The sequence below is a fragment of the Prosthecobacter sp. genome, assembly GCF_046154365.1.
Taxonomy (GTDB): Bacteria; Verrucomicrobiota; Verrucomicrobiia; order Verrucomicrobiales; family Verrucomicrobiaceae; genus Prosthecobacter.
The window spans coordinates 1-23,295 of record NZ_JBJXFV010000051.1; the positions used below are offsets into that span (position 1 = coordinate 1).

Annotated in this window: 16 protein-coding genes; 11 read left to right on the top strand and 5 right to left on the bottom strand. The window is 60.2% G+C overall.

The window, feature by feature from the left end:
• The first annotated feature begins 129 nt into the window (after positions 1-129).
• The 6 genes from ACKVY0_RS05225 (at position 130) to ACKVY0_RS05250 (ending at position 10,457) form a co-directional block, all read left to right on the top strand.
• Positions 130-5,094 (top strand): esterase-like activity of phytase family protein, encoded by a 4,965-nt coding sequence (locus ACKVY0_RS05225; RefSeq protein WP_409213732.1) that lies wholly within the window; start codon positions 130-132, stop codon positions 5,092-5,094.
• Between the two features lie 35 nt (positions 5,095-5,129).
• Complete coding sequence (locus ACKVY0_RS05230) at positions 5,130-5,945, top strand: VTC domain-containing protein (RefSeq protein WP_409213733.1); 816 nt, start codon at positions 5,130-5,132, stop codon at positions 5,943-5,945.
• A complete protein-coding gene (locus ACKVY0_RS05235; RefSeq protein WP_409213734.1) occupies positions 5,938-6,621 on the top strand; it encodes a DUF4956 domain-containing protein in 684 nt (227 codons plus the stop codon). The genes ACKVY0_RS05230 and ACKVY0_RS05235 overlap by 8 nt, the downstream gene beginning before the upstream one ends.
• A gap of 107 nt (positions 6,622-6,728) precedes the next feature.
• Entirely contained in the window at positions 6,729-7,736 is a 1,008-nt protein-coding gene (locus ACKVY0_RS05240; RefSeq protein WP_409213736.1) for an HlyD family secretion protein, read from the top strand.
• A gap of 7 nt (positions 7,737-7,743) precedes the next feature.
• Positions 7,744-9,474, top strand: coding sequence for a TolC family protein (locus ACKVY0_RS05245; protein ID WP_409213737.1), 1,731 nt, complete (start codon positions 7,744-7,746; stop codon positions 9,472-9,474).
• Positions 9,471-10,457 (top strand): DUF3616 domain-containing protein, encoded by a 987-nt coding sequence (locus tag ACKVY0_RS05250; RefSeq protein ID WP_409213738.1) that lies wholly within the window; start codon positions 9,471-9,473, stop codon positions 10,455-10,457. Before ACKVY0_RS05245 ends, ACKVY0_RS05250 begins: the two co-directional genes overlap by 4 nt.
• A gap of 362 nt (positions 10,458-10,819) precedes the next feature.
• Here ACKVY0_RS05250 and ACKVY0_RS05255 read toward each other — a convergent pair whose 3' ends face one another.
• From ACKVY0_RS05255 to ACKVY0_RS05275, 5 genes are all read right to left on the bottom strand, one after another.
• The gene (locus ACKVY0_RS05255) at positions 10,820-15,391 is read right to left on the bottom strand and encodes a PVC-type heme-binding CxxCH protein (RefSeq protein ID WP_409213739.1); all 4,572 of its coding nucleotides are present in this window, start codon (positions 15,389-15,391) and stop codon (positions 10,820-10,822) included.
• Positions 15,392-15,477: 86 nt separating this feature from the next.
• Positions 15,478-16,356, bottom strand: a complete 879-nt coding sequence (locus ACKVY0_RS05260; protein ID WP_409213740.1) for a helix-turn-helix transcriptional regulator — start codon at positions 16,354-16,356, stop codon at positions 15,478-15,480.
• A gap of 32 nt (positions 16,357-16,388) precedes the next feature.
• A complete protein-coding gene (locus ACKVY0_RS05265; protein WP_409213741.1) occupies positions 16,389-16,964 on the bottom strand; it encodes an alpha-hydroxy-acid oxidizing protein in 576 nt (191 codons plus the stop codon).
• A 491-nt stretch (positions 16,965-17,455) separates the two neighbouring features.
• Positions 17,456-18,061: a hypothetical protein gene (locus ACKVY0_RS05270; protein ID WP_409213742.1), complete on the bottom strand. Its 606-nt coding sequence runs from the start codon at positions 18,059-18,061 to the stop codon at positions 17,456-17,458.
• Between the two features lie 62 nt (positions 18,062-18,123).
• A complete protein-coding gene (locus ACKVY0_RS05275; protein WP_409213743.1) occupies positions 18,124-18,345 on the bottom strand; it encodes a hypothetical protein in 222 nt (73 codons plus the stop codon).
• 419 nt (positions 18,346-18,764) lie between these two features.
• Between ACKVY0_RS05275 and ACKVY0_RS05280 the strand changes: the two genes are divergently transcribed.
• The 5 genes from ACKVY0_RS05280 (at position 18,765) to ACKVY0_RS05300 (ending at position 23,288) form a co-directional block, all read left to right on the top strand.
• Positions 18,765-19,031 (top strand): helix-turn-helix domain-containing protein, encoded by a 267-nt coding sequence (locus tag ACKVY0_RS05280; RefSeq protein ID WP_409213744.1) that lies wholly within the window; start codon positions 18,765-18,767, stop codon positions 19,029-19,031.
• Positions 19,032-19,051: 20 nt separating this feature from the next.
• The gene (locus ACKVY0_RS05285; RefSeq protein ID WP_409213745.1) at positions 19,052-21,337 is read left to right on the top strand and encodes a DUF3854 domain-containing protein; all 2,286 of its coding nucleotides are present in this window, start codon (positions 19,052-19,054) and stop codon (positions 21,335-21,337) included.
• Positions 21,318-21,743: a hypothetical protein gene (locus tag ACKVY0_RS05290; protein ID WP_409213746.1), complete on the top strand. Its 426-nt coding sequence runs from the start codon at positions 21,318-21,320 to the stop codon at positions 21,741-21,743. Before ACKVY0_RS05285 ends, ACKVY0_RS05290 begins: the two co-directional genes overlap by 20 nt.
• Before the next feature lie 319 nt (positions 21,744-22,062).
• Entirely contained in the window at positions 22,063-22,647 is a 585-nt protein-coding gene (locus ACKVY0_RS05295) for a hypothetical protein (protein ID WP_409213747.1), read from the top strand.
• Complete coding sequence (locus ACKVY0_RS05300) at positions 22,644-23,288, top strand: hypothetical protein (RefSeq protein ID WP_409213748.1); 645 nt, start codon at positions 22,644-22,646, stop codon at positions 23,286-23,288. The genes ACKVY0_RS05295 and ACKVY0_RS05300 overlap by 4 nt, the downstream gene beginning before the upstream one ends.
• Positions 23,289-23,295 lie beyond the last annotated feature (7 nt).

A 23,295-nucleotide genomic window follows, 5' to 3' on the forward strand; every position in this document is an offset into this window, starting at 1 on the left:
TGATCGAGCGCATCGAGCGTCGCCACGAGAAACGTCGTCGTGCGGCAGCCAACGCCCTCAAACGCCAACGCAAACGGGAAAAAGTTGCTCCGGCGAAGGCTTCAACCTCCTAACAAAGCAGAATTAGCCATGCTTCCGTGGCTCGCCTCGGCGGCTCCGTTTACGCCTGGCAATGTCGTGGTTTATCGCGTCGGCGCGGGTGGTGCTCCCACGTTGCTGAACACGGGCAACCCCGTGTTCCTGGATGAATACACGCCGGGCGGCACACTTGTGCAGTCCGTGGCGATGCCTACGTCCATCAGCGGGGCCAACAAGCGGCTCATCGCGTCGGGCACGGCCTCGGGCGATGGCATTCTCACTCGCTCCGTGGATGGGCGATACGTGATCGCGACGGGCTACGATGCGGCGGCTCCGTTCACGAGTTTGACCAGCACCGCCGCCAGCACGGTGAACCGCGTGATTGGCCGTGTGGACGCATCCGCAACCGTGGACACCACCACGGCCATCGCGGATGCAGCCTTTGCCGATAACCAGCGCGGTGCGGCCTCCATCAATGGCACGGCCTTTTGGACCAGCGGCGGCGCGACGAGTGGCGTGCGGTATGTGAGCAGCTTGGGTGGCACCACTTCCACGCAGCTCAGCACCACGATCACTGACATCCGGCAGCTCGGCATCTTTGGCAGTCAGCTCTATGTGGCCAGCAGCGCAGGCGCGATCCGCATGGGCCAAGTCGGTGCGGGAGTGCCGACCGCCGCCGGCCAGACCATCGTCAGCATCACGGGCTATCCCACCAGCGGCGCGAACCCCAAGGGCTTCGCTTACTTCGATCTAGATAGCGGTGTGGCAGGCGTGGACACGGTCTATGTGGCCGATGATGGAACCACCACGGGTGGCATCATCAAATATTCGCTGACGGGTGGAACGTGGACCTCACGCGGCATCACGGGCGTGGCCACGGATACGTATCGTGGCATCACAGGCTTTGCGTTGGGCAGCACCGTCACGCTTTACCTCACTCGCAAAGGGGGCGGTGCCGCAGCGGGCGGAGGTGAACTCGTGTCACTCGTGGACGCAGGTGGCCCCACAGCAAACATCACTGGCACCCCCACGCTGATCGCCACCGCGGCAACAAACACCGCCTTCCGTGGCGTGGCACTGGCTCCACAGGCCATTTTGCCCGATCTCATCGTCACTGGCATCACGGCGCCAGCGAATGCCTCCACCGGCACCAACTTCAGCTACACGATCACCGTCGCCAACAGCGGCACGGCTACCGCCAACAGCGTGGCAGCACGTTTCACCATCCCCGCTGGCCTGAACTATGTGACTGGCAGCGGCACGAGCAGCTTCAGCCCAGCGCACTCGGCTGGCATCGTGAATTTCACTGGCGGAGCGCTAGCGCCTGGTGCCGTAGCCACGCTCAGCGTGACCGTCTCCACCGCTACGGCAGCCACTTACACCGCCGCAGTCGACTCCGTGACCATGGATCCGAGCAGTGCGATCACCGAGACCTCTGAGTCAAACAACGGCAACACCAGCACCGCCGTGACAGCCGTCACCATGCCGAACACACCGCCGAGCTTCACCACGCATCCGGCCAACGTGAGCATCGCCAATGGTGCCACCACCACGCTCACCGTCCTCGCCGCTGGCAGCCCGGTGCCGACTTATCAGTGGTATCAGGGGCCGAGTGGAAACACTTCAAACCTCATCGCTGGTGCCACGAGTGCGAGCTTCACCACGCCCGCTTTGTTCGTGAATGCCACCTACTGGGTCCGCGCTACGAACACGCAAGGCACCGCAGATAGCACCGCCGCGCTCGTCACCGTGGCAGCGTCCTCGAATGCGAACCTCAGCCTGCTCACGGTTGGCTCGCAGTTGCTGCAGCCGAACTTCGATCCAGCGGACACCAGCTACATTACCTTCGTCGCCAGCACGGTCACCAGCATGACAGTCACTCCCACTTTGGCCATGCACCTCGCCAACCTCAGCGTGAATGGCACAGCCCTCGCCAGCGGAGCCACCAGTGCGCCCATCACTCTCGCTGAAGGTGCAAACGCCATCGCCATCGCCGTCACCGCTCAGGATGGCACCACGTTGAAAACTTATGCCGTGAATGTGTTCCGCAGCGCACCGCCGCTCGCAGCGGGAGCCATTGCCTTCATCGGTTTCAATGCGGATGGCCTCGATGACCTCGCCTTTGTCGCTCTCACAAACATCCCCGACAATGCGGTTATCCATTTCTCCGACAACGAGTGGAATGGCACCGCCTTCACCGACTTCCTCGAAAGCGAATTCGTCTGGATGCCGCCCGCAGGTGGCATCGCCGAAGGCAGCGTGGTCGTCATCAGCAACATCGGCGACAAACCCACCGCCTCGACCTCACGCGGCACCATCGTGTTTAGCGATGGCACGCCCGGCCTCGGCACCACAGCGGAGTCGCTTTATGCCTTCAATGGCGGCACTCGCGCACCCGAAGGCTTCCTCGCTGCGATCTCCATGGATCCCGCCTTCGTCGTCACCGGCACCGGCCTCACCCTCGGCAGCACCGCCGTGAAACTTACCGACAGCGTGGACGGCGCGGCCTATGTCGGCCAGCGCAGTGGTCAGGCCACTTATGCCAGCTATCTCAGCCTGATCGGCAACACCGCCAGCGTAGCGAACTGGTCGCAGATCACCGACGTTTCCGGCGGGCTAGGCACGGACTTGCTGCCGTTCTCCACCGCCTCGTTCTCGCTCATCGGCTCGGCTATCTACACCAGCTCAAACCGCGACGTGCTCAATCCCAATCGTGATGTGTGGACCAGCGCAGGCGTCACGCTCGGCAGCAAACTCAAGATGGTGAATCTCGGCCTGCAAGGTGTGGGCCGTGTGCCCGCCAGCCAGCTCGATCCCGTCACGGGCGAGACCATCGGCAGCATCTCCGACCTCCAGATCACCGGCTTCACCAACAACGGCAACGGCAGCTTCAGCGGCAGCTTCCACTTCATGCCTGATGGCGGTTACCGCAGCCCCAGCATCGATCCAAACTTCGCCGCTCGCATCAACACCTTCTCCTTCACCTTCACGCCCTACACCGGCAGCACCGCGATCACGGCGCAGAACCAAATTGCGATGACCTTCGGCAGCTCCACTCGCTTTACCTTTGATCACGATAGCAACAACGGCACGCCCGCCATTTTCACCACCGGCCTGACTCCGACCGGCGTCGGCACGCAGTTCGGCATGTCGGTGCCTGTTTATTCATCCAGCGCCGTGCAGAGTGACGGCAGCTTCGCCAATCGCCTCTGCTTCACCGGCGAAGGCCTCGTGCTCGATAAGCGTGCAGGCAAGACCGGCACCGGTTGGATCAGCGATGAGTTCCGCCCCGGCGTTTATCGCTTCGACAGCAGCAAACAGCTCGTCGGTCGTGTCGGCGTGCCCGAGGCACTCGTGCCACGCTCCGCCCCTGGCGTGACCGATTTCGCCACCACCTCTCCCAGCTCCGGTCGCCGCGACAATCAAGGCCTCGAAGGCCTCGCACAAAGCCCCGATGGCACGCGCCTCTTTGCCATGATGCAGAGCGCTACCATCCAGGAGAGCGACAGCGGCAATGAAGGCCGCTTCAACACACGCGTGCTGGTCTATGACATCAGCACCACCGACACGCCGACCGCTCCCATCGCCCAATACATCCTGCAACTGCCACGCATCGATGACACCGGCTCCACCACCAACGGCACCACCGTCACCCGCACCGGCGGCCAGAGCGCCATCGTCGCCCTCACCAATAGCTCCCTGCTCGTGCTGTCCCGCGATGGCAACGGACGCGGCTCCGCTGGCTCTGCCTCGCCGGTTTTTAAATCCATCCTGCTCGCCGACCTCAGCAGCGCCACCAACCTCGGCGCGGCCTACGACGCCGAAGACGGAGCCGCCGCCCCCATAGGCACGCTTAACGGCACCATCACTCCCGTCTCGTGGACTCAGGCGCTGAACCTCGTCGGCGGCCTCGGCACCTTCACCACAGAGGTCGCCAAATTTGGCCTCAATCTCAATGGCGGCCACGGCACCACCAACACCCTCAGCGACAAATGGGAAGCGCTCGGCCTCGTCCCCGTCGGCGACGCCGCCAACCCGCACGACTTCTTCCTCTTCATCGGCAACGACAACAACTTCAGCACCTTCGGCGGCAAAGCCATGAACAGCTCCGGCTCGCTCACCACCTACAACGCCGACATCGCCATGGACAGCATGGTCCTCGCCTACCGCGTGCGTCTAGCCGCCCCCACACTCACCGTGGCCTCTCAAACACCCGTGGCCAATATTCCCGACAACAGCGCCACCGCGCATGATTTCGGCTCCACCGCCATCAGCGGGCAAACCACGCAAAGTTTCACCATCACCAATGCATCGCTCTCCCGCAGCGACAGCCTCTCCGCCGCCATCACTGGTGCTGATGCCGCCAGCTACGCCATCACCGCCCAGCCCACCACTCAACTCAGCGCCAATGGCACCAGCACCCTCAGCATCCGCTTTTCACCCACCAGTGCAGGCGTGAAAAACGCCAGCGTCGTTGTCACCATCGTCATCGAAGGCATGACCACCACGCATACCTTCCCCATCACCGGCACTGGCGCTAGCCCGTCTGAGATCTCCACCTGGCGGCAAACCTACTTCGGTGAGTCCAACAACACCGGCAACGCCGCCGACACCTTTGACGCTGATGGCGACGGCATCGTCAACCTGCTCGAATTTGCCCTCAACACGGTGCCCACCGACGCCAGCAATGCCCAGGGCATCGGCGCACTCCCCACCGGCTTGATGGCTGACTCCGACTCGCTGCTGACCGACCGCTTTGCCATCACCTTCCGCATCCCATCTCCCAGCCGCTCCGCCATCACCCTCATCGTGCAAGTGAGCGACAACCTCACCACCTGGACCGACGTCGCGTCCAAAGTCAGCACCGGCGCCTGGACCTGGCTCGGCGGCGGCACCTCGCGCATCGTGCAAAGCACCGCTAGCAGCATCACCACCCTCAAAGTCGGCGACAGCGTGTCGATCAACAGCGCACCTCAAGCCCGCCGCATGATGCGGCTCAAAGTCACTTCTCCCTAAACCAACACCACTGAACCACCCCTTGGATTCCCGCCATGCTGGCTCAACGATTCGAACTCAAATACATCATCCCAGACTCCATCACTGCCGCCATTGATGCGTTCATCGCCGTGCACATGGAGCTCGACCCTTACTCGGACAAGAATCCCGAGTGCTCCTACTCCATCCACAGCGTCTACTTGGACTCAGACAGTCTGCACACCTACCACGCAGGCATCCAGGGAGACAGAAACCGCTTCAAACTGCGAGTGAGGTTCTATGACGACAATCCAGAGTCCGTGGCCTTCTTGGAACTCAAGCGCCGGCACAAAGAAGTCATCCAAAAGAAGCGCTGCATGTTGCCACGCCATGCTGTGATGGAGGCTTTAGCCGGAGACACCTCTTACGTTCGGGACAAGGACCGTGAAGCCCATGACGCCTTTTGCCATCACATGTATCTCATCAATGCGACCCCTCGAGTGCATGTCGGGTATGAACGTGAAGCCTGGGTCAGCCGTGATGGCAGCGCCGTGCGAGTCACCATCGACCGCAACGTCAGAGCCGAGGCCCAATTTGATCTGAATCTCGCCACCGCCATGGCCGAGCCTGTTTATGTCTTTGGCCAGAGCACCGTGTTGGAGCTGAAGTTCACCGATCGTGCGCCGGACTGGATGTTCGAGATGGTGCGCCTCTTTAATCTCAAACAATCTGGCGGCCCCAAATACGCCGGAGGCATTCGGCTTATAGGCGAGCAGTGTCTCCATGGACCACGCAACGAATGCTTCCAGCTTCCCTCCCTCCAGTGCGCCGACGAAAACCGAACCTCCTCCGAGTTCGAAACCCCCATTTCCCAAAGTCTGATCCATGCTTGACCAACTGCTCCAAGGCGACTTCGCCGCCAGACCCATAGATTACCGCATCGTCACGCTGTCACTGCTGATCTCGTTTTTATGCGGTCATCTGATTGCTTGGCTCTACACCTGGACGCACACCGGCCTGTCCTACTCGCGTTCCTTTGTCAAAGCGCTCGTCATCATGCCGGTCATCGTTTCCCTGGTGCTCATGGTGCTCTCCAACAGCCTCGTCACCGCCTTCGGACTCATGGCCGTGCTCGCCATCGTGCGCTTCCGCAATGTGCTGCGTGACACCTTGGACACCAGCTTCCTCCTCGCTGTCATCGTCCTTGGCATGGCCGCCGGCACCCAGCGCTTCACCACCGCCATCGTCGGCTGCGTCGTCGTTTCTGCCATTTTCCTCTACCTCTGGGGCACCGCCTTTGGCACACGCCAAAACTTCGACTACATCGTGAATCTGAACTGGAAGCGCCCGCTCGATGAACTCGACGTGCTGTCCAAGCTCCTCGCTCGTCATAGCCTGCTCACCACCTGCGCCGCGCAAAACGGCTCCCGCTCAGGCGGCACCGACATGTCCTACCGCGTCATGCTGCGTGATCCCGCTCGGGCTGAAGAACTCATCCATGAACTCCGCGAGCTGCCTGGCGTCGAACGCGTGCACTCCATCCCCGCTGAAAACGAATCCGAACTATGAGCCAAACCCTCAAACCCATCCCCGTTTCATTCAAACGGCGAAGGCACCAGTTTCAGTCCAAAGTCGTCCCACTGCTGGTCTTTGGCGCTGCTGTATTCTTAGCAGCCATGCTCTGGCGTGACGCCGTCTCTCCCGCCATGCTCATCGGCGAGGTCACCTCCGTCAAAACCAGCGTGACCAGCTCCGTCGCCGCCTCCGTGCTGCGCATGCACCCGCAGCGCCTACAAATGGTCAAAGCAGGTGACATCATCGCCGAATTGCGTCCCACCGACACCCGCGAGGCCTTGGACTTCATCCAGAGCAAACTCACCCTGCTCCGCCTCGAAGCCGGCATGGGCGACTCCACCCAGGATGTCACCGCAACTCAGCGCCGCGAGATTCTCGACTTCGAACGCCTCCGCGTGGACTGGCTCATGGAAAAAGTGAACCTTGCCATCGCCGAAGGCAAAGCCAAACGAGCCACCCTCGAACTCGAACTCGCCAAAAGCATGGTCACCGAGCCCGCCAACTCCCAGCGCTACCTGCAAGACGCCGATCTCGCCAAAACCACCGCCGACGCCGAACTCACCGAGCGCCGCTCCTTGGTCGAAAGCCTCGGGCTTCGTATCAAAGCCCTCGAAGCCAGCGGCATCCAGTTACCCCCCACCCAAAACGAACGCTTCAAAGAGGAGGTGGCCACCCTCGAAGAGCGCCTTTCCACCTTCAGCAGCAATCAAGACACCATCACCCTCCGTACACCCGCCGACGGCATGGTCACCGAGGTCCTGAAGCGCACCGGCGAAAACGTCACCGCTGGCGACAACCTCGTCGTCATCACCTCCACCCAGCCGCAGAGCATCATCGGCTACCTGCGTCAGCCACTCCCACTGGATCCCATCGTAGGCATGGAAGCGGAAGTGCGTTCGCATAACCGTGAGCGTTCGCAGGGAGTAGCGACGGTGACACGCGTGGGCGCTCATTTTGAGCCAATCCTCAATCCAGCCCTGCATCCAGCGACAACACCAGAGGTGGGCTTGCCCGTTCTGGTCTCACTACCGCCGAATCTGAAACTGCGACCCGGCGAGCTGGTCAGTATCGTCATTCGCCCTTCCTCAGGGAACAAGCCCACTCTTTGACTACCTTATGCGTGGCTCCCTAGCTCTATCCTTACTCTTCAGCGCCTCGGCATTCGCTGCCACACCAGCGGCACCTGCTCGCCCATCAGCGGCTATTCCTTCTGCCGAGTCCATCGCCGCCATGGTGCCTGCGAGTGGAAAATTGAGCGAGCGTGAATTGATCCTCATGGCCATCTCGCAGCGGCCAGATTTGGAAAAGCTCCGTGGAGCCATCGCTACGGCTACCGCGCTCAAACGAGCCGCGCGTGATCTAGAGAACCCCGAGCTGCGCTTGAGCTACGCACAAGATAGGGATGATCGCATTGATGACCCCTACACGGAGTATGAGACCCTTCGGAGCAGCACCAGCGAGACTGCCACCACAATCACCGGCGAGAGCAGTCTATCCATAGGCGCGGGCGGCGTGGGGACCGCCAAGACGTCCACCGGCGCTGAGACTAGCCTCACCAACAAAAACCGCACCCGTGTGATCGAGCGTGAGGTCACACCTGGAGCTACCAAGGATGTCATCGTTGAGCGTGTCTACGAGACCAATAGCAGCACCTCCTCATCCCGCTTCAGTGAGGCCGAACTAAAAGGCACCACGCCGACGAATACAGAGGGGACAAAACAGGAGAGAGAAAAACGCAGACTCGTCGGCACCACACGCCGTGAGATCCTGCATCCTGACGTTAGTGGCCGTGACAATGCTCTAGGCATCATGCTGCGTCTAAAGCTGCCGCATCCCTGGGAGCGCAAGGCCCGCATCCAGCGAGCCGCAGCCGAGATCAGCCTCGCTGAAGCCGAATATTACGCCGGAGAAGACACCGTGGTGAGAACCGTGCGCAAGACCTTCCAAGAGCTAGGCATCCTGCAAGGCAAGCTCACGGCACAAAACGCCCGCAAGACTGGCCATGAGGCCTATCGTGATTGGCTAGAGTCTCGCAACACACCCAAGCTCGGCCTCGATCTCGCCGCAGCACGGGCAAAGGTGCATGGCTGCATGGCTGACATCCGCAGCCTCGAAGACAACATCGCCACCATGCGCGGAGAGCTAGCCGCCTATTGCGGCCTCACCGATGCCAATCGCATCGACACCACCAGCAAGACTCGCCTGATTTACAGCCCCAGCACATTGGATGTCGAATACCTCACCAGCATCGCCATGTTATATCGCAGTGATGTCCTTGGGGACCAAGCCCGGCTCGCCATCGCCCAGGCGGAACTCGCTGAAGTCAATGCACGCCGTATTCCCTTCAGCACCTTCGTGGATTTTGGCTACACCGAGGTAGAGAGCCTGCGCCGCAGCGGCATGAGGGGTGAGTGGTTTGGCCGCGTCGGTGTGTCGATCCCGCTGTGGGATTGGATTGGCGTTAACAAGAAACACAAAGTCTTTGAAGCCACTCAGCAGTCCCTCGGCACAAAGATCGAGCTGCAGCGCCGCCTCATCGCCGCCGAGATCAGCCAAGCGGTGAAGCGCCTCGCCGCTGCTGAGGCTCAGCTCAGCAGCCAAGACAAGGATTTAGCCGAGCTGAAGGCTGATATGAAGAAGTCCATGAACGATGCCCAAATGGCCACGCTCGACGTGGATGATCTCGCCAAAGCCAAGCGCATCGATCAAGAGTTCGCCGACCTCACTCAGCAGTTTGAGCTGAGCCGATTCACCTCGCTATCCGCCTATCAAGATGCCCTCATGGCCTTGGAGAAAGCACTTGGCATCCGCCTTGAGCGCGCGCTGAGCCGGACGCATACCCCATGAATGCATCGCGAGCGCTGGTCACGCTATTCGCCATACTCAGCCTCCAATCTCATGCCGATGAGGGCTGGTTGATCCGTGCTGGCACAAGCATGAGTGTCGAAGGCACAGTTCAAGATCCAAAAGACATCAGTGGCGCCGCTAGTTACGTCGGTGGCAGCGGAGTGCTCGTGAGTGATGAAACCAGAGTCGTTCAACCCTTCCGTTGTAACCTGCCGGACGAGAAAATCATCATCGGCGAGCCAGTGAACTTGCTGGCTAGTGACGGCAAAGAGTTTGATCTCGAAGCCATCACCGCCGCACAAGAAAGCGCCTGTTATTATGCAACCGGCTCACACGGCGTCGCCCGGAAGTCCGGAAAAGTGCAGGCAGATCGCCAGCATGTCTTCCGTCTGCCAATTGAACCCTCATTAGGCAAGATAAAGCCTGAATCCATCACGGTAACGACCCTTTTGCCCGTCCTGAAGTCCGAGCCGCTTCTAAAAGACGCCATCGGCAAAAGCTCCGATGAAGGCGGACTCGACATCGAAGGCCTAGCCGAGCATGACGGCACACTTTTCTTCGGCCTCCGCTCACCCAATCTCGGTGGAAAAGCATTCATCATCGAAGTGCCAGCCAGCGAGCTATTCGCCAATGCCGAGACTGCCACGCATCGCACCCATCAGCTCGCGATAGGGAAGGGGATTGGCATTCGAGACATCGCCGCCATTCGAGATGGCTTCCTGCTCATCGCAGGTCGCGCTGGCAATGACGAATCCGTATCGGGCTTCACGCTCCATCAATGGGCCGGTCCAGGCGGTAAACTCACGAAGATAGGCGAGCTACCCGCAGCAGCCGGAAAAGCCGAAGCACTGCTTGTCGCAGATGAAAGTGAAGCGGAGGTAACCGTCGTCATCTTTTACGACGGCGTAACGAACGGAGTGCCAATGAGTCTGCGGATCATCAAACCTGGCCCCTCTGAGCCCCTTGCAAAACCTCTGCGGTGAATCCAAACCTACCCAGCGGTCAATGACTGGATTTTCACCCTCCGCCCTGACGGCCTGAAGGCCGGGAATACTCTCAGCTGCCATGCGCTCGGCTTTGGAGAGTATTCCCGGGCTTTAGCCCGCTAGAGCTTTGTATGCGGAGTGCGCCCTGAAGAATCACATCGCTCGGCCTGCGGGAGTTCGGACGGCCTGAAGGCCGGGAATACTCTCTGCGGCCATGCGCTCGGCTGTGGAGAGTATTCTCGGACTTTAGTCCGCCACAGCTTTGCATGCGGAGTGCGCCCTGAAGTATCACATCGCTCGGCCTGCGGGAGTTCGGACGGCCTGAAGGCCGGGAATACTCTCTGCGCTGGGCTTGAGACTCATTTCAGCGTCATGAGGTAGCTCATGAGGTCGGTGATCTGGGTTTCGCTGAGGGCGTCGATTAGGCCTTCGGGCATCAGAGAGCGGCGGATGTAGCGGGTGCTGCGCACTTCGGGTTTCGGGATGCGGCGGTCTTGCTGGCCGGGCTGGCGGATGACATACGCTTGCTTGTCCTCGCTGATGTAGAAGGCGTCAACGATGTCGCCGGTGGTCAGCTCGAGGCGGAAGATGCGGTAGCCGGGCTCCATGGCGGCATTGGGGGTGAGGATGTTGCGCAGCACGGCTTCGAGGCCCATGGCTCCGGCACCGCTGAGGTTGGGGCCGATCTGTCCGCCGGTGCTGCCGATGGTGTGGCAGGCGAGACAGAGGGCGGAGAGGGCTTTGCCGTTGGCGATGTTGCCAGGCTTGTGGGCGAGGGCGGTGTAGCGGGTGAATTTCTTGTCGAGGGCTTCGGCTTGGTCGTTGGTGAGGATGGGCGGGTAGTCGGTGGTCTTGGCGATGCGGGTGCCGTTCTGCAGGCCTTTGACAAGATCGAGCGAGTCTGTCTGACCCGATCGATCAAAGGCACCACGGATGTCGCCGGCGGTGCGCTCGGTTTTCCAGACTCGGAACTCGGTCATCATGCCCTGGGTGCCTTTGGCTGCGCCGCTCCAGCCGATGCGGCAGTTCTCCCACTTGGTGGGCGCGGGGACTGCGGAAACGGCGTCGAGTTCGCCATTTTGGTAGAGCTTGAGGTTGCCGGTGGCGTCGCGGGTGACGGCGATGTGGGTCCAGAGGTCGGGTGTAATAGGCTTGGTGGCGACGAGGACGTCTTTATTGAGCGGAGGGCCAGCGAAGACGCGGAACTTGGATAGGAAGAAGTTCATCTCGACGCCGCCGGGCACGCCGAGGAGTTCGTCTTCGTTGCTGATGCCTTCGCTGAGCCGCACCCAGGCCTCGACGGTGAAGGGGCCGTCGAGGGTGATGTGGGAGTCGATCCAGGCGTCGTCACTGCCATCAAAAGCGAGCACGTCGTGGAAGACGTGGCCGAGGCTGGCCATGAGCTTGGCGAGTTCTGCGTCTTTGCCGAGGACGAGGCTGAGGCGCTCGGCAGTGGGGCCGTCGAGGTCGGTGGTGGGGATGCGTTTGCTAGAGAGAGCGGCGACGATGGCTGTGGCACCGGGTTTCGATGCTGAGAGCGCGTTCAAGGCGGCGTGCTGTTGGGCGGTGTTGAGGCTGGGGTAGAGTGCGAGGAGTTGCTCGGCGGCGTTGGGGTTCTTCGAGGAGGCGAGGGCGGCGAGGGCTTCGTCGCGGAGCGTGGGGTCGGAGGATTTGGCGAGGTCGGCGAAGACATCGGTGGCACCGCTGCGCAGTTCCCGCAGGGCTTGCAGCGAGGGGAGTGCGTGGGTGTTGTTTTTCACCATGGTGAGGAGGTCGGTCTCCAACGCGGCGAGCTGAAACGCGCCGATCAAACTCACGCCGAGGGCTCGCTGGTTGTCGTCGCCGGTGAGCAATGCTTTGCCAGCTTCTGTTAACAAAGGAGCGATCTTCGTGGGATCGAGCTTGGTCTTTTGAGTGAGCAGGCTGTTGGCAACGGCTGCGCGGGATTTGGTATTCGAGAGCAGGGCTTTCAAGGCATCGCCACAGCCTGCTTCGTCGGGGAACTGGGCGAGGCGGAGCAGCTCTTCGTCGTTGGGGGCGCGGTCGAGTTGCGGTAGGAGCTTGGCGACGCGGGCGGCGCTTGCTTTGGGTTCGAGGGCGAGGGAGGCGAGAACGCGTGCTTCAACGGGGAGCTTCGCGGCTTCGTCGGTGTCGAGGAACTTGGTGACGGCTTCGGGCTGTCGCTCTAGGAACAGGCGCACGAGATAGCGCTCGAACTCGCGGTCGTAGGCTGGTCCGGTGGGGACTTGCTTGGGGTTGTGCGAGGCTTGGGTGGTGGGGCCGGGGAGGGAGGGTTTGGCCATACCGAGCAGCAGTATCATGTCGTCGGTGGCTTCTCCTTCGCCACCATTTGCCATCGTGGATCTGGCAAAAGACGAACCCGCCGATTGGATCAGTTCTCGTCTCACTTCGGATGACAAATCACTGATCAAGGTTGGCACCACTGTTTTGAATCGATACCCAAAGCTGAACGGATTAGAGGACGGAGTAATTCGCCCACTCGCAGCAATCGCCTCCCGTCTAGTCTGCCAAATAGGGTCAGACAGAAGATCTGGAGAAACGCTCTCTGCGGCAAGCGATTGGTGATTGTCGATCATACAGTGCAGTGCCCACAACGCTTGAATTCGGGAGGCTGGCTGGGCATTAGCGGCCGCAGCAATACGGCAAAGCTCTGGCACAAGCGTTTGATACTCAAAAGGGGCTCCGCCATTCCCATTGGCGTCGTTCCAGCGATCCGCCAACGTCTGCCAAGCGATATGCGCCCGCGCCGTGGGCTGAGTGCCGAGCAGGGCGAGCAGTGCCTCTGTGCTCAGCTTGGTGAAGTCGGGGATTGGAAAGTAGCCATCTCGCTCCGCGAGATGAGCATTGTGCGTCGTCGAAGCAGTTGATTTCGAATCACCGCCAGCACCCGTTGGCGATGCGCTTGGCTTTGAAGCAGCGTCATCGGTCTTCACCGTCGCTTGCTCATCTCGCGGAGCGAGATGGCTACTTTGCTTCGGCTTCACACGCCAGATGCGGCCACGCGTCTTGTCACGATCTGGGTGCGCTCTGGGCACTTCGTTGTGGCTGATGATCTTGTTATACCAGTCGGTGATGTAGATGCAGCCGTCGGGACCATTGGTCATGCCGACGGGGCGGAAGAAGGGGTCGTCGCAGGTGATTAAATCTTCTGCTTGCTCCAAGCGCCAGCCGTTGGGGGCTTTCTCGCTGCTGGGCTCGCGATGCATGGCGATGGTCTGTATCTTCGAGATGATGGGGTTGGCGACGAACATGCACAGGCCGTCGTCCTTCACGCTGGGGGTGAGTTTGCGGAACGCGCCCTCGCCCAGCGCCAGTCCGCTCAAGCCCGTGCCGCCCATGCGGATCTCGGTCTGCGGGGGCATCCCGGGCTGGTAGCTTTTGCGGTGGCTCTCCATGCCTCCGGGATAATACGCATACTCGTGGAAGGGCATGACGGGGTAGCCGTAGTCGTTCGCTTCCTGAATGAAGGTTTCGCCTTCGCCAGTGATCACGAGGCCCCAAATGTTGTTCGGGCCTACGCTCGTCACTTCGAACTGCGAGCCGTCGGGCCTGATGCGTGCCATGGAGCAGCCGGGCCAATCTATGACCTGATCGCTGCCGGGCTTGTGGACTTTGCTGTTGTTAAAGAGACCTTGCGCCATCCAAATCCAGCCGCCGGGAGCGCGGGTGAACTGATGAGGAAACAGATGTGAGTCTTGCACGCCGAAGCCGGTGAGCACGATGTCGAAGGTGTCGGCCTTGCCGTCGCCGTTGGTGTCTTTGAACAACTTCAAGTCGTGGCCGTGCTGGACGTAGCAGGTGTCGCCATTGCCCCAGGGCAAGATGCCGAGCGGGATGGCGAGGCCATCGGCGAAGATGGTCGGGCTGGTAAGTCCACCAGCGGGCAGCGCTGCGTTGAGCGATTCACGCGGATAGACCAGCACCTTGTCCTTGCCCTTGTTGGCATACACGGCCTCGGCGGCGGCGGGGTTTTCGTTGGCATCGACCGGATACTCCAGCGCGGTCTGGGTCCACATGCGCCCGCGCTGATCGAAGTAAACGCTGATGAACTTGCCGAGGCCATCGCTCTCCTTTGCAACGAGTTCGATCTCGTAGCCGGGCGGGAGATGAAATTGCTTCAACTGCTCCTCTGCGGTCAAAGCAGTGCCTTCGAGGTTGTTGTAGTTTGCTCCGGCGGACTTCTTTAGCGGGGCGGCGAGTTGTAGCGCGGCTTCGATGCCACCGAGCTTCTCCCAGGTCGGTGCATCGGGCGTGGCGGGGAGTTCCTCGATGGTGACGTCTTTGACCTGCGCGAGGCAAATGCCGCCGCTATGCACCTGCGGGGCGATGTGGCCGTCGAGGGCGATGTTTTTATCCTGCTCGGTGTAGTCGATGCACAGCACGCCGTTGATCCAAGTCTGGATGCGCGGGCCTTCGGCGCGGATGCGATACTCATTCCAACCGAAGAGGTCGATGGCCTTGTCGAGTGCGGCCTGTTGTTCGGCGGAGGGAGCCCAGATGACTTGGTTGCGTCGGGACTCGTCATAAATTTTGCCAAACCAGCCTTCACCGCAGTCGATCTGGTAACCGGTCATGTGCGCGCCGCCGGCCACGCGCTGGCTGCGGATCTGGATGCCGCTGTTGAGCATGCCGGTCTTGGGATCGCCGCTGACTTTGATTTTGAGTTTCAGCTCGAAGTTGTGGAACGACTGCTTGGTGCTGATGAAGACGTTCTCTTTGATGGTCTCGGTGGTGGAGCCGCCGGTGAGCATGCCGGCCTCGACGCGCCAGAGCTTGGGATCAAAGTCCCAGCCGTCGAGTGTCTTGCCATCAAAGAGTGGCACTGCCTTTGACGCCTCATGGGCCATGCCGGTGGCTATCGAGAAGGCGAGCAAGAGAAGGGTGAGTGCTAGATGGAGGGAACGGTTCATGCGGGGCTATGGAAGTAGTAGGCCAATGATGAGCGAACCTTGCACCAACTCCATATCGCGAATCCACAAGCGCATTTGATCACCGTCTAGCCCCTACCATCGCGATACGCCGAGGGCCGTCTTCCGGTCCAGCGCTTGAAGGCGTTGGAGAAGGTGAAGGGATTGTCATAGCCAACGACGTTGGCGATGACCTCCAACTTATCGCCGGTGCTGGTCAGCAGCGCGACGGCCCGACGCATTCGCAGGTAGGTGATGTGCTGGATGGGGCTGCGGCCCAACTGCTGCTGGGCCAATCGGCGCAAGTGCTCCTGGCTCACGTGGGCGATCTTGGCCAAGCCTTCCAGAGCCCAGTCGCGGGTCAGGTCGCGCTCGACTGCCTGCCACACGCACCACAGCCGATCATCGCCTTGGTAAGGACGTGCCGCGCGGGCGACGAATCCATGAATCAGCTCCACCCAGTGATGCAGCGTGGCAGGCTCGCAGTCTTGCCTTTGCACCTCAGCGGCGAGTCCTGCGATGGCATGGCTGAGCGGTTGGACGATGCCTTGATGAATGACCGGACTGTTGGACGACAGAATGGGTGATGTCTCCCTGGCCTCCTCGTAGCGCACCCAGGCGAAATGCCACACGTCGCCCTTCTTCGCACGAATGCCGGTCGGCGCGAAGGCAGGCAACAAGCAGATCTCGTTCTGAGCAACCGCCCTCCATTCGCCATCGATGAGAATCTCGCCCTCGCCTTCCAGAGTAATCAACGCAAAGGTCCCCGAGGCCTCCGCACGCACGACCTCGAACGGCGCAGAGGCCCACATGCGGCCTACATGCGCGATGTGATGCGTCTTGAGCAGCGGGCAAATGGGAGCATCGACAAGCCAAGAGCGCTGATCCCGCCCATCGGCACGCACCACCTCGCGGCGAGTGGATTCGCCCAGGTGCTCTTTGTCCCGAATACTGCCTGCATTTGCCATTGCTCATAGATTTCCACCCTGAAGGATGAAACTCAATACACCAGATGCTTCGGAAAATCCACCACCCGAGCACAGGCGAGCTGCTCCATGACCTGCTGCAACTGCCGCTTCAACATCGTCATGGTGTGATCGCCGCCGCGTGCTCCGAGGGCACCCACGCCATACATGAAGGAGCGGCCCATGAAGGTGAACTTGGCTCCACTCGCTAGCGCGCAGGCCACATCGGGGCCACTGCGAATGCCGCTATCCATCATGAGCGTGGTGCGTGTGCCGAACTCCTTCGCGAGCGCCGCCAGCGGCTTGATGGTGGACTGCCCGGCATCGAGTTGGCGACCACCGTGATTGGACACGATGATGCCATCCGCACCGAGTTGGATCGCCTTCTCGGCATCATCGGCATTGACGATGCCTTTGATGACGAGCTTTCCTTTCCAGCGCTCGCGGATCGCTTTGATCTTGTCCGCATTGAGCCTGCCAGAGAAGGTTTTGTTCATGAAAAGACCGAGATGCTTCATGTTTAGCCCCTTGGGGATGTAGGGCTTCATGGTCTTAAACTCCGGCGCTCCAGCGATGAGCTGACTGAATGACCAAGTCGGTCTCATCATCATTTGTGATGATGATGGGTTATGATAGGAAGCGCGGCTAGCACTATCAGTCGGTTCGGTGCATGCCGAGGCTGTTCCATGAAAGGGAATCTCTTTCCGAGATCGCTTGTGTCCCTGGGTAGGCGGCCCACCAAGCAAATTCCATGCAAACGCGAATTTGTGCTTTCCACTTTTTTCGAGCTCCAGGCCGTCATGAAGCCTTCCCACGTTCAAGCAGGCAGGCGCACACTTACCCCTCCAACGGCTTGCACCAGCACGTAAATGCTTACCAAACGAGCATCCCGCGCTGGCTTGATGTGGGACATTGCCTCTGATTTTCCGACCCCTTCTCACTTCCTCTCACCGTTAGGTTGCAGGCCGCTGCGGACGGCCATGAGGCCTGCTAAACCCTGATGAGCAAGGCTGTTGCGCACGCATCATGATCAGCCGTGATAAGCGACGGTGCAGGCGTGCTGAGGCGGCAGCGGAAGGTTCCCAAGTGTCATGGTTGTGCATCATTGTTGCGCAACAAGGTTGGAAGGGCGCGATGCAGTGGATTTCTTGGCTGAGGCTGCCTCGCCGCCGAGGCATTGCAGCACATCCGAGAACATTTCCAGCCAGCCGTTTTCGTCACCCGCAAGCCCCTGATCGAACAATTTGATCCATTGAGCCAGTTCTTCAGCCGCCATACGCAGTTGGAGGCAACCTTCGTCGGTGCGCTTGCTTCGCGCTTCGGCTTCAGCGGCAGCCTCCCGCGACTGCAACTCCGTCCTCAAGCTGTGCTGGATGGATTCAAGGTGAGATCGAAGCATCGAGGTCGCTTTCCCCATGATCTGGTGCCTAACCTCCGCGTGGGCCTGGCTCAGCAGTGTGTAGCGTTTGGTGGTGAGGCGTTCGTCAGCGAGCACGGCTAGGCGTTGCTCGTTTTCCGGGGAGGGATCAGCCTTGAAGGCCCCGTATGCGGCCTTTTGATCGAGCATGGCACGCTCCGGGCGCAACTGCTCCATCCGTTCCGAGTGCCGTTCCCAGCTGTCTTGCAGGGATTTGAGGGCGATGACCTGGGCTTTGCTGAGGGCGGGCAGTTTCAAGGATTGGATCAGGAGGTTGAGTGAGGGCGGCATGGTGTGTGTGACTGGTCGATGGTGTGAAGCGATGAGTGCTAGCGTTGTGGCGCAAAGATGGATTACAGCAATGGATGCTCAGCCGTGGTTGCGGCAGCCTGGGATGGAGTGGCTTTATCGGCGAAGAACAGGGGCAGCAGTTTGCCGCCACCGATGTCCATGGCGGCATCGGCCTGGAGCTTGCCATCCTTGAGGCGCAGTAGGAGCGTCACGCGGCTGTGGCCGGTGAGTTGAGCGAGGCGGTTCAGCGAGACGTAGCAGCGTGTGGTGGCAAGGGTGCTCATGAGAGGTTACCACCAACGGTCATGTCAACACGTGGAGCTGAAGTGTCGGCAATGATGACAGGTCGAATTCGTTCCCGGATTGGTGCCCTGCCGGACTGCCCCCATCCGCTTTGGCTGAATCCAGAGGCCACGATCTCAGCAGATCATGCTTTTTCTTGGCTGGGGACACTTGGGACACTTTTTCCAAACTCTTTATGCACGGCAAAAAAACTTTTCTTCATGCTGGTTGAGGGGGGGCTACATGTTTTTTTCGCATGTGCTAAAGGACTTCCAAAAAGGTGTCCCAAGCGTCCCCAGATCGGACTCGACTGGGCTCGATGCATCTTGAAACCGAAGCTGGGACTGGATATTGAGAGACCTGTTTTTCTCATGCCAAGCCTGTTCGTGCGCCTGGTCAGGTTGACACGGCTACCACGGGTATGAATGGCAATTCACCCCAACGCACCGGCATCTGGCTGACCGAGCATGAACTGGCGCGGCATCTGCACATCAGCGTGCGCCACTTGATGAACCTGCGCAAAGCCGGCCTGCCGCATATCCACCTTGGCGTGTCCATCCGGTACGACTTCCTTGAAGTGATGGCGTATTTGCGCGACCGGCGAATTGTCCCCTCGAAAAACCAATCCTCGACGGCTGACTCGGGGTCCACGGTCACCAATCCTCCAATTGGGAAGCAAAAGTCGTGAGCCAGGATGCCGCCACCCCCATGCGCCCAGGCATTGGGACGGTCACTTTGCAGCGACTGGGCATTCGACCGGTTTCGCCAGAGGAAGCCAAGACTCTCATCGGCCAGTCCTATGCAGGCCTCTTCATCCCCTATGGCATCCATGTTCAGGGCAGGCCCTTTGGCCGACTGCGCCTCGACCAGCCATTGAACGACCGCAAATACACCCAGGCGGCCGGAAGCGGCGTGCATCCTTACATCCCCGACTTTCCAGAACTTTTTGGTCAAGCCGATCTCGTGATCGTCGAGGGCGAGTTCAAGGCCATCTCGCTATGTGAGGCCGGTTTCCGTGCCGTTGGTATCAGCGGGTTCTATGGCTTCATGCAAGAGGGGAATCTTTGCCCGAGACTGGTCACTCATCTCAAGGACCACCCGTGTCGGCGCATTCTGTTCCTGGGCGACACAGACACGGCGCTGAACTTCCAGTTCGCCGACGCTGCCATCAAGATGGCCAAGCTGATCGCTCCGCTTCCAATCCTCCTACCCCGCATTCCGTGGTCAATGCCCAAGGGTGTGGATGACTGCCGGGAAAGGCTGGGTGCCGCCACGTTCTCGGGGTGGTGGCTGGATGTGGCTGGGCGATCCATTGAAGTCTCTGCCAAGCTGGAAGCCGATCTCCTGGCCGTGGAGCTTTTCAAAGAAGCGCTGCCAATTTTGCAGGAAACCGAAGGGCTGGAACATGCCATGGTGCTCCAGCGCCTTGGTAGAATGGCATCCTGTCTAAATCCAATCGCCCAAGGGGAACTGGCGAGGCTTTGCAAGCGAGCCTTTGGCATCAACCAAGGAACACTCAAACAAGCTGCCAAGAGTGCACGGGAAAAACCTGCTGCGGCCTTTGTGCCCAAGGAAGACTGGCATCCGGTGATGGATGATTTTGGCGCCCCCGTGGTCCTCAACGGCGAGACGGGGGCGGTGGTCGGACTCAATGAACGATTCTGGGCAGGCTTGGTGGCCCATCAGAGCGAACTGCTGCATGAACCCACGGAAAAACGGTTCTTCCGCTACCATTCGGAAACCGGGTTGTGGCGGCCTGAGAGCGAACCCAGCATGGAGCAACTGACCTGCCGGACCGTGACCAAGGAGACCGAGTTCAGAGAAGACTGCCTCGAGTTGACCAGCATGCGCTTTGCCAAGGCGGTGGTGGGCCATCTGAAGGGCATTTGCGAAAGGACCGATGTTTTTGCCCAAACACCGCTGGGAATTCATGCGGCCAACGGCTTCCTCGTCATCGGTGATGAATCCATGGAGTTGCAGGAGTTCAGCCCCTCTCACTTCAGCCGCAACTCCTCGCCGATTGCCTTTGATCCGAAGGCGCGCTGTCCGGTGTTTTTAGACAAAGTGTTGCGGCCTGCCCTGGATGAAGACGACATCAGCCTGCTGCAATACTATGCGGGACAGTGCCTGCTGGGCCGCAACTTGACGCAGACTGTGCTGATCCTCCATGGTGAGGGCGGCACGGGCAAGGGCACTACATCCAATGTGATTCAGAAGCTTGTCGGCGTTCACAACTGCCAGGAACTGCGAACCGAACACCTTGAAGAGCGTTTTGAGCTCTATCGCTACATTGGGCGCTCGCTGCTTTACGGCGCAGACGTTGATCCAGGCTTTCTGCGCACCAAAGGCGCGCATACCTTGAAGCGCATCGTCGGCAATGACCTGCTAACCCCGGAGGGGAAAAATAGCAATGAGGTCTTCAATATCCGTGGCGACTTCAACGTGCTCATCACCTGCAACAACCGCCTTTCGGTGCGGCTATCAGGAGATGTGAAAGCATGGCGGCGGCGGTTGCAGATCATCGAATTTCATAAAGCTGACGGGAACACTCCCATCATCCGTGAACTGGACAACTGGCTCATCGAACATGAAGGGCCGGGCATCCTCAACTGGGCCATCGTCGGAGCCTCCGAGGTGCTCGCGGACTCGAAGGCGGGCAGAGCACGTGAATTGTCGGCGGCCCAAACGCAGCGACTCGAGGCCCTGCTCGGCATGTCCGACTCGATTCGAGGATTCCTGCTGGCCAGGGTGGAGCGTCGCGACGGTGAATGCCTTGAGAAGAATGAACTGCTTAAGGCCTATGCAGATTACTGCGGCGACCAGAAATGGGATCCGCTGCCGGAAATGGCTGCACGCAAGGAACTGAACAACCGCATGCTGGAAATGTTCGGATCCGTGGAACGCAAAAGCGCCGGGCCGGAGCGCAACCAGCGGGGCTATTCGAACGTGGCCTTCATAGAACAAAACAACGATTATGAACAGAACCTCGTATGAAAAGCCGGCGGTGCGCCGGGTGATTCCCTTGTCGGAGCTGGGCAAGGAGCCTGCACGCCCCATCCATCCGACATCCCCGAACGCCGATGGCCCGCAGGCGATCAAAACGCGTACAGCAGGTTCCGAAATGGCAACTTTTGGCCCGCGCTTCCGCTCCTTGGACCCGCGCGTTCCGCAGTTTCGGGAGCCGCCTGCCGGGGAGTGGATTGTGGGGCTTTATCGTTCGGATGACGGCCTGTGGTTCCCGGTTTTACTTTGGGCTGATCCCAAGGTGGATCTTTTCTGGGATCCGAGCCGCCTTGAGCATGTGAAGCCCCCGGGCAGCTATCTGATGCTGGAAGAGCAGCCCAAGATTGACGGCGAAAGCGGCTATCCGATCAAAGGCGCGGTGGTCAGTCCGTTTTGACGGCCCTGGTGATCTTCGTTGCGCAACGAAGATGCCCGGTTGGTTGACATCGCACCCCGTGGATGAGCAACCACATGCAATCAGGGGCAGACAGGCCCTCTCAGGCGCAATCGCAGCCTCTATCACCCCATCTCTGGACGGCACGCGACGTGGCATGTTTCACCCGCTGTAGCCTTCGGCAGGTCGGCTATTTAAGGAATGAGGGACTGCCTTTTGTGCGCATTGGCCGCCTGGTCCGCTTTGATCCTCCTCGCGTGATAGCCTGGCTGCTGCGTCAGACCATATCGCTGAGCACCATTCAACCGAAGGAGGTGGCATTGTGAAAGCCGCGTCCACACGACATGGCGGGGATGGGGCCGACACGAATTATACCCGTCGGCAACGCAGCAGTGACTCGACCTACCAGCGTGAATACCGCGCCTGGGTGGCATCACTTTCTCCTGAGGAGCGGCAGCAACTCGCGGAATTGGGACTTGATCAACCTCAGATGTCCGACACCAGCGGGAGCGGCTTTCGTGATGCTGCGGAGAATCACCAATGCTCCATCCAGCCTGAGGAATTCGATGAACCTGCCGATGATGTCGAGTCGAATCAGGGCAATCCCGACCACGAAGACGTGCTGCACTTCGTGCGCCGACTGGTGGGTGAACTGCTTGGCCAGGACAATGTGCGGCTCTCCGTCGAGTGCCTCGCCGTTGCCACCGGCATTTCCTATATGGGGGATTCCATGACGGAAATCGCCCGTCGTTACGGCGTCACCCGCGCTGCGGTCAGTAAGCGCTGTGTGGAGTTCACCGACACTCTCGGCCTGGCCCCCAGCCGCGCCATGCGCTCCACGAAGGCGCGTCAGAGCTACCGTCGCCGCCGCATGGATGAACTCAACCAACAGAACCTCGTGCCATGAGCCTCACCCTACCTGACTCTCCCAAATTCACCGTCTCCCGCACCGGCCTCGCCGTGCATGCATCCCTCTCATTTGCCGAATGGGCCGCTCTGGCACCACGACTCAACGAGGCATCGCGCTGCATCGGCTTCCTCATCGGCGACTGGCTGGTTTATGGTCAAACACAGTTCGCCAGCCCGACTGCCAAAAAGGCGGCCCGTGTGTCTGCCGACGACTATGCTGCCGCCGTTGAAGCCACCGGACTGGACCACACCACATTGGCCACCTATGCCTATGTGGCGAGGCGCGTGCCACATTCCTTGCGCCATGAAATCCTTTCCTGGGAACACCACAAGGTGGTGGCGAAATTGGAACACGACGGCCAATCGCTCTGGCTGCGTATTGCAGGGAGCGGCAAGGCGGTGGTTTCCACCCGTCGCCTGCGCAAAAGCATTTCGGCGGGCAGGCTGCTGAAACCGGCGGACATGAAGCTTGATCCTGCCGATCGTGGCATCCCCAATCACATCCCGCCGCTCAATCGTCTCTGCGCATGGTGGTCAAATATTCAGAAAGAGCAGTGGTTGCATCGAGCCACGCCACAGCAGCGTGCGGCACTCAAGCGCGACCTGCTGCCCATCGTGAAAATCTATGAGCAGCTTTGACGCAGCA

Coding starts and splice junctions, on each gene's coding strand:
- ACKVY0_RS05260 (WP_409213740.1), bottom strand. CDS start 16,356: ATGGCAAATGCAGGCAGTATTCGGGACAAAGAGCACCTGGGCGAATCC.
- ACKVY0_RS05265 (WP_409213741.1), bottom strand. CDS start 16,964: ATGATGATGAGACCGACTTGGTCATTCAGTCAGCTCATCGCTGGAGCG.
- ACKVY0_RS05230 (WP_409213733.1), top strand. CDS start 5,130: ATGCTGGCTCAACGATTCGAACTCAAATACATCATCCCAGACTCCATC.
- ACKVY0_RS05240 (WP_409213736.1), top strand. CDS start 6,729: ATGCTCTGGCGTGACGCCGTCTCTCCCGCCATGCTCATCGGCGAGGTC.
- ACKVY0_RS05300 (WP_409213748.1), top strand. CDS start 22,644: ATGAGCCTCACCCTACCTGACTCTCCCAAATTCACCGTCTCCCGCACC.
- ACKVY0_RS05275 (WP_409213743.1), bottom strand. CDS start 18,345: ATGAGCACCCTTGCCACCACACGCTGCTACGTCTCGCTGAACCGCCTC.
- ACKVY0_RS05250 (WP_409213738.1), top strand. CDS start 9,471: ATGAATGCATCGCGAGCGCTGGTCACGCTATTCGCCATACTCAGCCTC.
- ACKVY0_RS05255 (WP_409213739.1), bottom strand. CDS start 15,391: ATGAACCGTTCCCTCCATCTAGCACTCACCCTTCTCTTGCTCGCCTTC.
- ACKVY0_RS05270 (WP_409213742.1), bottom strand. CDS start 18,061: ATGCCGCCCTCACTCAACCTCCTGATCCAATCCTTGAAACTGCCCGCC.
- ACKVY0_RS05235 (WP_409213734.1), top strand. CDS start 5,938: ATGCTTGACCAACTGCTCCAAGGCGACTTCGCCGCCAGACCCATAGAT.
- ACKVY0_RS05245 (WP_409213737.1), top strand. CDS start 7,744: ATGCGTGGCTCCCTAGCTCTATCCTTACTCTTCAGCGCCTCGGCATTC.
- ACKVY0_RS05225 (WP_409213732.1), top strand. CDS start 130: ATGCTTCCGTGGCTCGCCTCGGCGGCTCCGTTTACGCCTGGCAATGTC.
- ACKVY0_RS05280 (WP_409213744.1), top strand. CDS start 18,765: ATGAATGGCAATTCACCCCAACGCACCGGCATCTGGCTGACCGAGCAT.
- ACKVY0_RS05285 (WP_409213745.1), top strand. CDS start 19,052: ATGCGCCCAGGCATTGGGACGGTCACTTTGCAGCGACTGGGCATTCGA.
- ACKVY0_RS05290 (WP_409213746.1), top strand. CDS start 21,318: ATGAACAGAACCTCGTATGAAAAGCCGGCGGTGCGCCGGGTGATTCCC.